This window comes from Streptomyces sp. NPDC054794 (assembly GCF_053611585.1).
Genome location: NZ_JBSHAQ010000120.1, coordinates 1 through 7288 on the forward strand (window position 1 = coordinate 1; position 7288 = coordinate 7288).

Here is a 7288-nt window from a genome sequence, read left to right on the forward strand (position 1 = left end):
CTACGAACGCAAAGCCGAGCACTTCCTGGCCTTCACCAGCATCGCCTGCACCCTCATCTGCTACCGCCGACTCGCCAAATGAGACGACGTCTTAATCGAGCCGACGTTGACGGCCTGGAGAAAGGCCCGCCTCGACCGCAGGCCAACCGGGCAGCCGGCCAAGGTCGACCTGCGCGACGTCTTCAACGCACTCCTCTACATCAACCGCACCGGAATCCCCTGGAAATACCTCCCGCACGACTTCCCTAACCACGCCACCGTCTACGCCTACTACGCCGCCTGGCGCGACGAGGGAATCCTCACCCAGCTCAACTACGACCTCACCGGACTGGCCCGCGTTAAGGAAGGACGTAAGCCCGAACCAACCGCTTCGGTGATCGACACCCAGAGCGTGAAGACCTCCACCAATGTGCCCCTGACCAGCCAGGGTACCGACGCCGCCAAAAAGATCGTCGGCCGGAAACGCGGCATCCTCACCGACACGATCGGCCTCATCCTCGCCGTGACCGTCACTGCCGCGAGCCTGTCCGAGAACGCCGTCGGAATCCAGCTCCTCGACCAGGCCAAGAAGACCTACCCGACCATCTCCAAGAGCTGGGTCGACACCGGATTCAAAAACGCCGTCATCGAGCACGGAGCCAGCCTCGGAATCGACGTCGAAGTCGTCAACAGAAACCCAGGAGTTCGCGGCTTCCACGTTGTCAAAAGGCGCTGGGTTGTCGAACGAAGTATTGGCTGGATCATGCTTCATCGGCGCCTCGCCCGAGACTACGAGACTCTGCCCGCCAGCTCCGAGGCCATGATCCACGTCGCCTCGATCGACAACCTCACCAAGCGCATAACGGACGAGACGACACCCACCTGGCGAGGAACTTACTAGGAGATAAAGGGCAATCCACCTAGATCAAACGCCCTCTGAGTGCGTGTTTCCGAACCCGAATCGGAAGCTCAATGGCTTGATGGACGAACAGGACGGCTGTGGGGCCGTTCAGCGATGTGTCATGTGCCCGTCCGGCAATCAGCGCGCGACGCTGCGCATCAGTCCCTCAAGGTCGCGTTCGCCGGCCGGTGTTTGTGCCCCGTCCTGCAGGCCCCCGCTGATCAGGTGCTGAGCGGCCGGCAGACTGAACGTAGAAGCCCAGGCATCGTTCTCACGGAGGAGTCCTTCCTTGAAGTCATCGGCGGGCAGCGAGTGCTTGGCTGCTTCGATGACACCGTCGGGCAGCGCGGCGATGTTGTTGGCGATACGGTCGACGTACTCGTCGAGCTCGTCGGCCGGCAGGGCCCGGTTGATCCATCCGTAGGACGCTGCGGTCTCGGCATCGAACAAGTCGGCGGTGAGGATCACCTCCAGTGCGCGGTTGCGACCCACGCGGCCCCGGAGGTACTGCGTTCCGCCTCCACCGGGGATGATGCCCATCAGCGCTTCGATCTGACCGAGTCCAGCAGTCTCGATGGCGGCGAATGCCATGTCCGCTGCAGCCACGAATTCCGCCCCGCCTCCGCGGGCCTTCCCGGCGAGCTTCACGATGGTCACCTGGGGCTGGTGGCGGATCAGCTCACCGATCGCCTGGAACACGTTGACGTCCGCCGGCGCGGATGCGGCGAGCTCCTGGAGAACGTCCATCTCTTCCCCGATGTGCATGTCCACGTGCGCAATGAAGAACTCCGGGTCGGCGCTCGAGAAGACGATCACGCGGACGGAAGAGTCGTCCTTGAGGCCCGTCAGCACCGTCCGCAGCTCGCGCATCATCGTCGTTCCGAGCGCGTTCACCGGGGGATTGTCGAGGACGATCCGGGCGACGCCGTGTTCGCTGCTCACGCGCAGGGTCGAGTAGGCATCGTTCGTCATGAGGTTCTCCGTTGGTTACCGTTGGGCATGTAGGTTTGCGATGCATACCTACCGTCGGCGACGGCGCCCAGATGGTCAAGAACGCACTTTGGGAGCACCTAGGATCATGAAGGACACCGATCTGCACGGCGTTGACGCCGAAACACGGACGGTTTTCCGGGCGGACTGCTCCAGCCGGCCGATCCTCGACCAGATAGCGGACAAGTGGTCGATGATGGTGATGGCGCTGCTGGAGCGACCCACCCGGTTCAATGAACTGAAGCGAGGTCTGGAGGGCATCACGCAGCGTGTCCTCACCCAGACACTGCGCCGTCTCGAGCGCAACGGCATGATCCAGCGCACGGTGCTGCCGACGTCACCGGTCGGCGTCGAGTACTCGCTCACACCCCTGGGCGAGTCCCTGCGCAAGCCGTTCGGCCAGCTCTACGACTGGACCGTCGAGCACAGCGGAGAGATCCAGAACTGCCAGCGGGCGTACGACACCAGGGCTGACGCTTAACCGCCTGTTCAATGATGTCGATGTGCAGGTGGATCGCAGTGGCATGGACGAGCAGGGCTCAGCTGGCCTGTGTCGGCTTTCTTGTCCAGCTGAGGGTGGCGCCCTTCCGGGCGAGGCGCCTGGTCATGAGGGTGGTGGCGGCCCAGGTGATCAGGGTCTCGGAGTGCTGGATGAGCCGTTCGTAGTCCCTCGCGTGGCGGCGCGCGTGCATCATCCAGGCGAGCGACCTTTCAACGACCCAGCGGCGGGGCAGCACGACGAAGCTTGAGGTGCTGTTTTGCCGAGTCGACGAGCTTCCCGGCGTAGGCGGAGTCGGCCCAGACAATCGTGATCTCGGGGTGCATCAGGCGCAGGCGGAAGAGGACTTCCTTCGCCGCTGCGGCATCGTGCAGGTCGGCGGGAGTGACCATCACCATGAGGGGAAGCCCACGGGTGTCGACGACTAGGTGGCGCTTGCGTCCGTTGATTTTCTTGCCCGCATCGTAGCCGCGGGTTGCCCTGGAGACGGTCTCGGCGGCTTTCACGCTCTGGGAGTCGATGACAGTGGCGACCGCGCGGGGGCCTTTGCCCAGGTCGCGGCGGCGACGCTCATCGAGATGGGGCAGGAACTGATCGAACTTGGCCCTCAAAGCCACAACGGAGGCTCGATCGGCCGTACGCGCAGTCACACCCCCGTGTCCCGCCAACGCCCGCTCACAGAGCAGTAATTGAAATACAGGCCCCCGGCCGCACCGAGAACTGCCAGATCGGCGTGTTCGCCGCCTACACCACCACACGTGGACGGGCCCTGGTGGACCGCGAGTTGTACCTGCCCAAGTCCTGGACCGACGACCGAGACCGCTGCCGCACCGCCCACATCCCCAACGAGCGGGGCTTCGCCACCAAGCCCGACCTGGCCAGGGCCATGGTGCTGCGGGCGATCGCCTCGCCGCTGCCGACCGCCTGGGTGACCGCAGACTCGGCCTACGGGCAGGAGTGGAGGCTGCGCCGCATGCTGGAGGAGACCGGCCTGGGATATGTGCTCGCGGTCCCCAAGTCCCAGCAGGTGTCGCACTTCGGACGCATCGATCACCTCTTCTCCCAGGCCCCGAACGAAGCGTGGGAGCGACGTTCGTGCGGTGACGGTGCGAAGGGCCCGTGGACATGGATAAGGTCCGCAAGGCGGTCGCCGCCCAGTGGGCACAGGCCGAGCAGAATGGTCAGTGGCGGTTCGTGTCGTGCGTATGATCGCCGGCAGGCGCCTCGGCCGATTCCCACAACAAGTTGAAGCGTCTGACCCGGGTCGCGATGTCGTCGGCGCGGACATTCAGTGTTGTGCTACCGCCCAAGCCGGCGAAATCCTGTTCGACCTCGTAGGACAGCGACTGGTCGAAGAGGATGAAATCCTTGATCACACCGCGTCTGACGTAGAGCGGCAGTTGTGAGGGGACCAGCACTCGGGCTTCGATGCCCAGACCTCGCTGGTCCTCACACAGCCGTTCCAGCGAGTCGTCGACGTCCTCGGGCCGCTGCACAATGAACAGCCGACGGATCTGTACATTCCGCTGGTTCACCGCGTCGGACTCCGTCTCCAGATAACGAGGCGCATGCGGGCCGAACCAGAGGTCTCTGGTCGCACTGGTGCTGACAGCGTCGATGGTCGTCTTGGCGCACTGGGTGAGGGAGAACAACCAGTCCAGGTTCTCGCCCTCGTAGTCGGTGATCCGGGAGTTGAGATTGTCGATCATCGTCGTCAGGCGGTTGATCTCCTCGCTGGCGAAGTCCCGCACGATGTTCGGGCTGTCCTCTCCCAATTGCGTCACGCTGCGGGCCAGTTGGGCCACTCCGTCTGAGCGCAGCACGGAACGGTCGACCTGACTGAACAGCTCGGTGGCCTCACTGACACGGGCGAAGCTCGCCCCCACGAGGTCTGCCAAGTCTCGGCTGCGTGCGTTGAGACCGACCTCCATCGCCTCAAGTCGCTGCTCGAAATCCACCAGATACTGGACGATTAGCACGGCACCACCGAGGAGCACCGAAACGGTCAGATTCCACATCTCGGACTGATCGGTAGAAGTGGCACTGGTGATGATGTAGGCAACCCCAGCGACCACTGCTGTGACCAGGGTCTTCATCACAAGCTGCCTAACTCCGGCCGGCCGGGAAGTGGCTCCCGGGCGGCGCACTTCCGGCCCTCTGTCCATGGTTTCGTCCCCCTGGGTGGGCTGCTGTTGACGTGTCGCTCGGGCCACTTCACGCAGTGCGCGTGAGTGGGTGGCGGATACGGTGACGGTGAGATGATGCTCCGCCCCCAGACGCCTCGTGGCCAGCTCCGAGGCTGACCGCAGGGCTTCCACGGCACGGTCGAGGCGCGCGCTCCGCGGCTCGGCGGTGGTGCGCGCCGATTCAAACTCGGCGCACGCCAGGTTGACCATGGCGATCACCGTCTGCGGATGGTCGGAGCCTAGCGAGGCGGCGGCCCGGGCGGTAATCGTCTCCAGGGCCAGGACGAGGCGGTCCAGTTCATTCGGGTCGTCCTTCGCCCGAGCCTGCTCCAGTTCGACGACCGCCCTGCTGACCAGCAGCGAAATCTTCCTCGACTCGTTGCCAGTCTCGGCGTCGGGCTCTTCGAACGAGGCCAGGTTGGCCGTCCGGAAGCCTCCGACCGCTGTCTCCCTGGACGACTGGTCCGTCCCCTGGCTGGTGAGGGCGAACTCGACGGCCGCCAGGACGTTCTGGATGTCGAGATCGTCCCCCTCGGTCGAGGCTCCGGCCGCTCCGAGGTATGTGTACGTCCGCCGCACGGACGCCTGGGCCTGCTCTGGCATCCCCAACTGCACTTGTGCGGCGGCGAGATTGGCGTCGACACGGGCCCGTAGCAACGGTGCTGCGGGCGGACATTCCTCGGAAAGCTTTTGGAGTACGTCGTGCGCCAGCCTTACGTCGCCGAGGGATGCGGCCATTACCCCCAACTGGTTCAGAGCCGAGGCCCATTCGGGAGATTCCAGAGATCGCGGGGAGAAGAGTGCTGTGGCCGCGCTCCGTAGCAGGCGCAGTGCGTCGTCGCGGTGGTCGAGCGAATTTAACAACGCCGCCAGATAGCAAACGCTTCTCGTCGATTCCGGACTGCGTACGACTGAGTCGGCGACAAGCCGGTCCGGAACGTCGGACAGCTGGAAGGGCACGTCCTCATCGTCGCCATTGCCTTCGGTCAGAGCACGTTCCGCACGGCGGATGACGTCAGTCAGCGTCTCGCTGGGCACCGGTGTCCTCACCCCCCATAGTCCTGCCAATCAGGGCCTTGACCGCACGCCCCGCGAGGCTGACCACCTGGGCCGGGTCGAGCAGTCCTCTGTCCGACCACTCCTTGAGCCGGATCAGGAGTGTCTCCGTCCGGTCCATCTCGACGTCCATGCTGACGTCGGTGCCGCACGCCCCCACGGTCTGCTGCTCGGGGCGGCCCTCCAGAACTCTGCGGAGATGGCCCGTGCGGAAGTATTCGAAGCGGCTCATGGCCTCGTGAATCGTGGCGGCGAACAGCACGTTGGCCGAGCGCCGGGCGTCCTGCCGGTCCAGGTACTGCTCGATGAGGATCCCGATGACGGCGCCGTCTGAGCCGGGGGTGGTCTTCTCCACAGGCCCGCCGGAGTACCCGGCGTAGTCGCCCAGGGTCTGCTCCACAAGTAACTGGACCGCTTCGACGATTTCCCCGCCCTCACAGTGGTACTTGACGCCGTACGCGTCCACGAGACCGCCCAGGTCCGGGTCGCTGGTCGTGGGACGGTGCAGGCCGCGCCAGCGGTCTCCGCGTCGCGCATGATCGGCGTTCGGCAGGCCGAAAGGGACGTCCTGCGGGCGGAGGATCTCCACGATCGCGAGGTCCGCCTCCGCGACCCGTCGCCGCACACACCCCTCCAGCGAGCTGCCCGACTCGAAGCACACGGTCACCTGGTCGTCCTGGCGGGACAGCGCGCTCAAGCAGTGGTTGGCTGTGAGGACATAGCAACGGGTCAGCAGGAATCCGGCCCCCAGGTAGACATCACCCTGGCGGATGTCCACGGCGTAGTCGCGGCCTGGCACTATCGGCCTTCAGGCTCGTTCCACGGTGATGACGCCATCGAACGAGGCCTCGGCAGACGCCTTGGACAGGATCACCCCGGCCTCCGCCGCGAGGGTCACATCGAACGACACCTCCAACGAACTGACGCGCCACCCGTCGTGGTCCCGAAGGCGCGCCAGGGAACTCTGCGCCATCCCGGAGGCCGAGACGATCGCCTCCTGCAGTTCCGCGGACCGTTCCTGCAGCGACGCCGTCCCGCGGTTTCTAGCCCGAATCTGACGAGACCCCTGCGAGTCAAGCTCCACAGTCTCGACCCGCACCAAAGAATCAGACATGTCCCTCCCCCCACCCCATAACCGGACTTCCAGTGAGTCTCGGCACCGAAAAGGGTAGCCAGCGAGGCCGTGTCGCACAGCTGTTACGACCGGAATGAGGCAGAAGGGATACGAGGCCACGTCTCCGCGTACCGTCGTTCAGCGCATGTCGGTGCAGGGCTGCGTCGTTCTCGGAGAGTGCCCAGTTTGATGGGTGATCAGGTGGCTTGGCCGCTGCGCGGGAGGTTGCTTCGGGCCGGAGCGGAGGCAGGTTTCGGTTTCGGCGTACTGCCTGGTCTGCAGAGGTAGGTACGGTGAACGCGCGGAACGTTTTGGTGCTCCAGCCGGGATTCGTGGTCAGTTGCGTGGCCGGTCGCCGACGGACGGGGCGTTCGCGGTGGCCACGATGGCCTGCAGCGCGGCTACGTGACCGAGGAAGGCGACTCGACCGTCGGTGGTCAGGCGGGCACGTACGCGACGTCTGATAGTGCGTGAAGTTTCCCCGTGATCTTGGACACTCGTCGGTTATGCCGCGAGGGCGTGTTGATGCCGCTGCCTGGTCTCGGCCGGGGTGAGGTAGCCGA

At 64.9% G+C, this 7288-nt stretch carries 6 protein-coding genes and 2 pseudogenes; 3 read left to right on the plus strand and 5 right to left on the minus strand.

Features of this window, described 5'->3' with window-relative positions:
- Positions 1 to 94: 94 nt before the first annotated feature.
- Complete coding sequence (locus ACWGKT_RS48075) at positions 95 to 880, plus strand: IS5 family transposase (RefSeq protein ID WP_453278761.1); 786 nt, start codon at positions 95 to 97, stop codon at positions 878 to 880.
- Positions 881 to 1018: 138 nt separating this feature from the next.
- On the opposite strand, the gene ACWGKT_RS48080 is transcribed toward ACWGKT_RS48075, so the two are convergent.
- Positions 1019 to 1852 (minus strand): enoyl-CoA hydratase/isomerase family protein, encoded by an 834-nt coding sequence (locus ACWGKT_RS48080; protein ID WP_453278756.1) that lies wholly within the window; start codon positions 1850 to 1852, stop codon positions 1019 to 1021.
- A 106-nt stretch (positions 1853 to 1958) separates the two neighbouring features.
- Between ACWGKT_RS48080 and ACWGKT_RS48085 the strand changes: the two genes are divergently transcribed.
- The gene (locus ACWGKT_RS48085; protein WP_453278757.1) at positions 1959 to 2351 is read left to right on the plus strand and encodes a winged helix-turn-helix transcriptional regulator; all 393 of its coding nucleotides are present in this window, start codon (positions 1959 to 1961) and stop codon (positions 2349 to 2351) included.
- Between the two features lie 58 nt (positions 2352 to 2409).
- On the opposite strand, the pseudogene ACWGKT_RS48090 reads toward ACWGKT_RS48085, so the two are convergent.
- Positions 2410 to 3127, minus strand: a pseudogene (locus ACWGKT_RS48090) (transposase).
- Here ACWGKT_RS48090 and ACWGKT_RS48095 point away from each other — a divergent pair.
- Positions 3076 to 3522, plus strand: a pseudogene (locus ACWGKT_RS48095) (IS701 family transposase); the annotation flags it as partial. The pseudogenes ACWGKT_RS48090 and ACWGKT_RS48095 overlap by 52 nt on opposite strands.
- 28 nt (positions 3523 to 3550) lie before the next feature.
- Here the strand turns inward: ACWGKT_RS48095 and ACWGKT_RS48100 are convergent.
- Genes ACWGKT_RS48100 through ACWGKT_RS48110 form a run of 3 tightly spaced genes read right to left on the minus strand, consistent with a single transcriptional unit; the run spans position 3551 to position 6725 of the window.
- Positions 3551 to 5593: a hypothetical protein gene (locus ACWGKT_RS48100; RefSeq protein ID WP_453278758.1), complete on the minus strand. Its 2043-nt coding sequence runs from the start codon at positions 5591 to 5593 to the stop codon at positions 3551 to 3553.
- Positions 5571 to 6410 (minus strand): serine protease, encoded by an 840-nt coding sequence (locus tag ACWGKT_RS48105; RefSeq protein ID WP_453278759.1) that lies wholly within the window; start codon positions 6408 to 6410, stop codon positions 5571 to 5573. The genes ACWGKT_RS48100 and ACWGKT_RS48105 overlap by 23 nt, the downstream gene beginning before the upstream one ends.
- A 9-nt stretch (positions 6411 to 6419) precedes the next feature.
- The gene (locus ACWGKT_RS48110) at positions 6420 to 6725 is read right to left on the minus strand and encodes a CU044_2847 family protein (RefSeq protein ID WP_453278760.1); all 306 of its coding nucleotides are present in this window, start codon (positions 6723 to 6725) and stop codon (positions 6420 to 6422) included.
- Positions 6726 to 7288 lie beyond the last annotated feature (563 nt).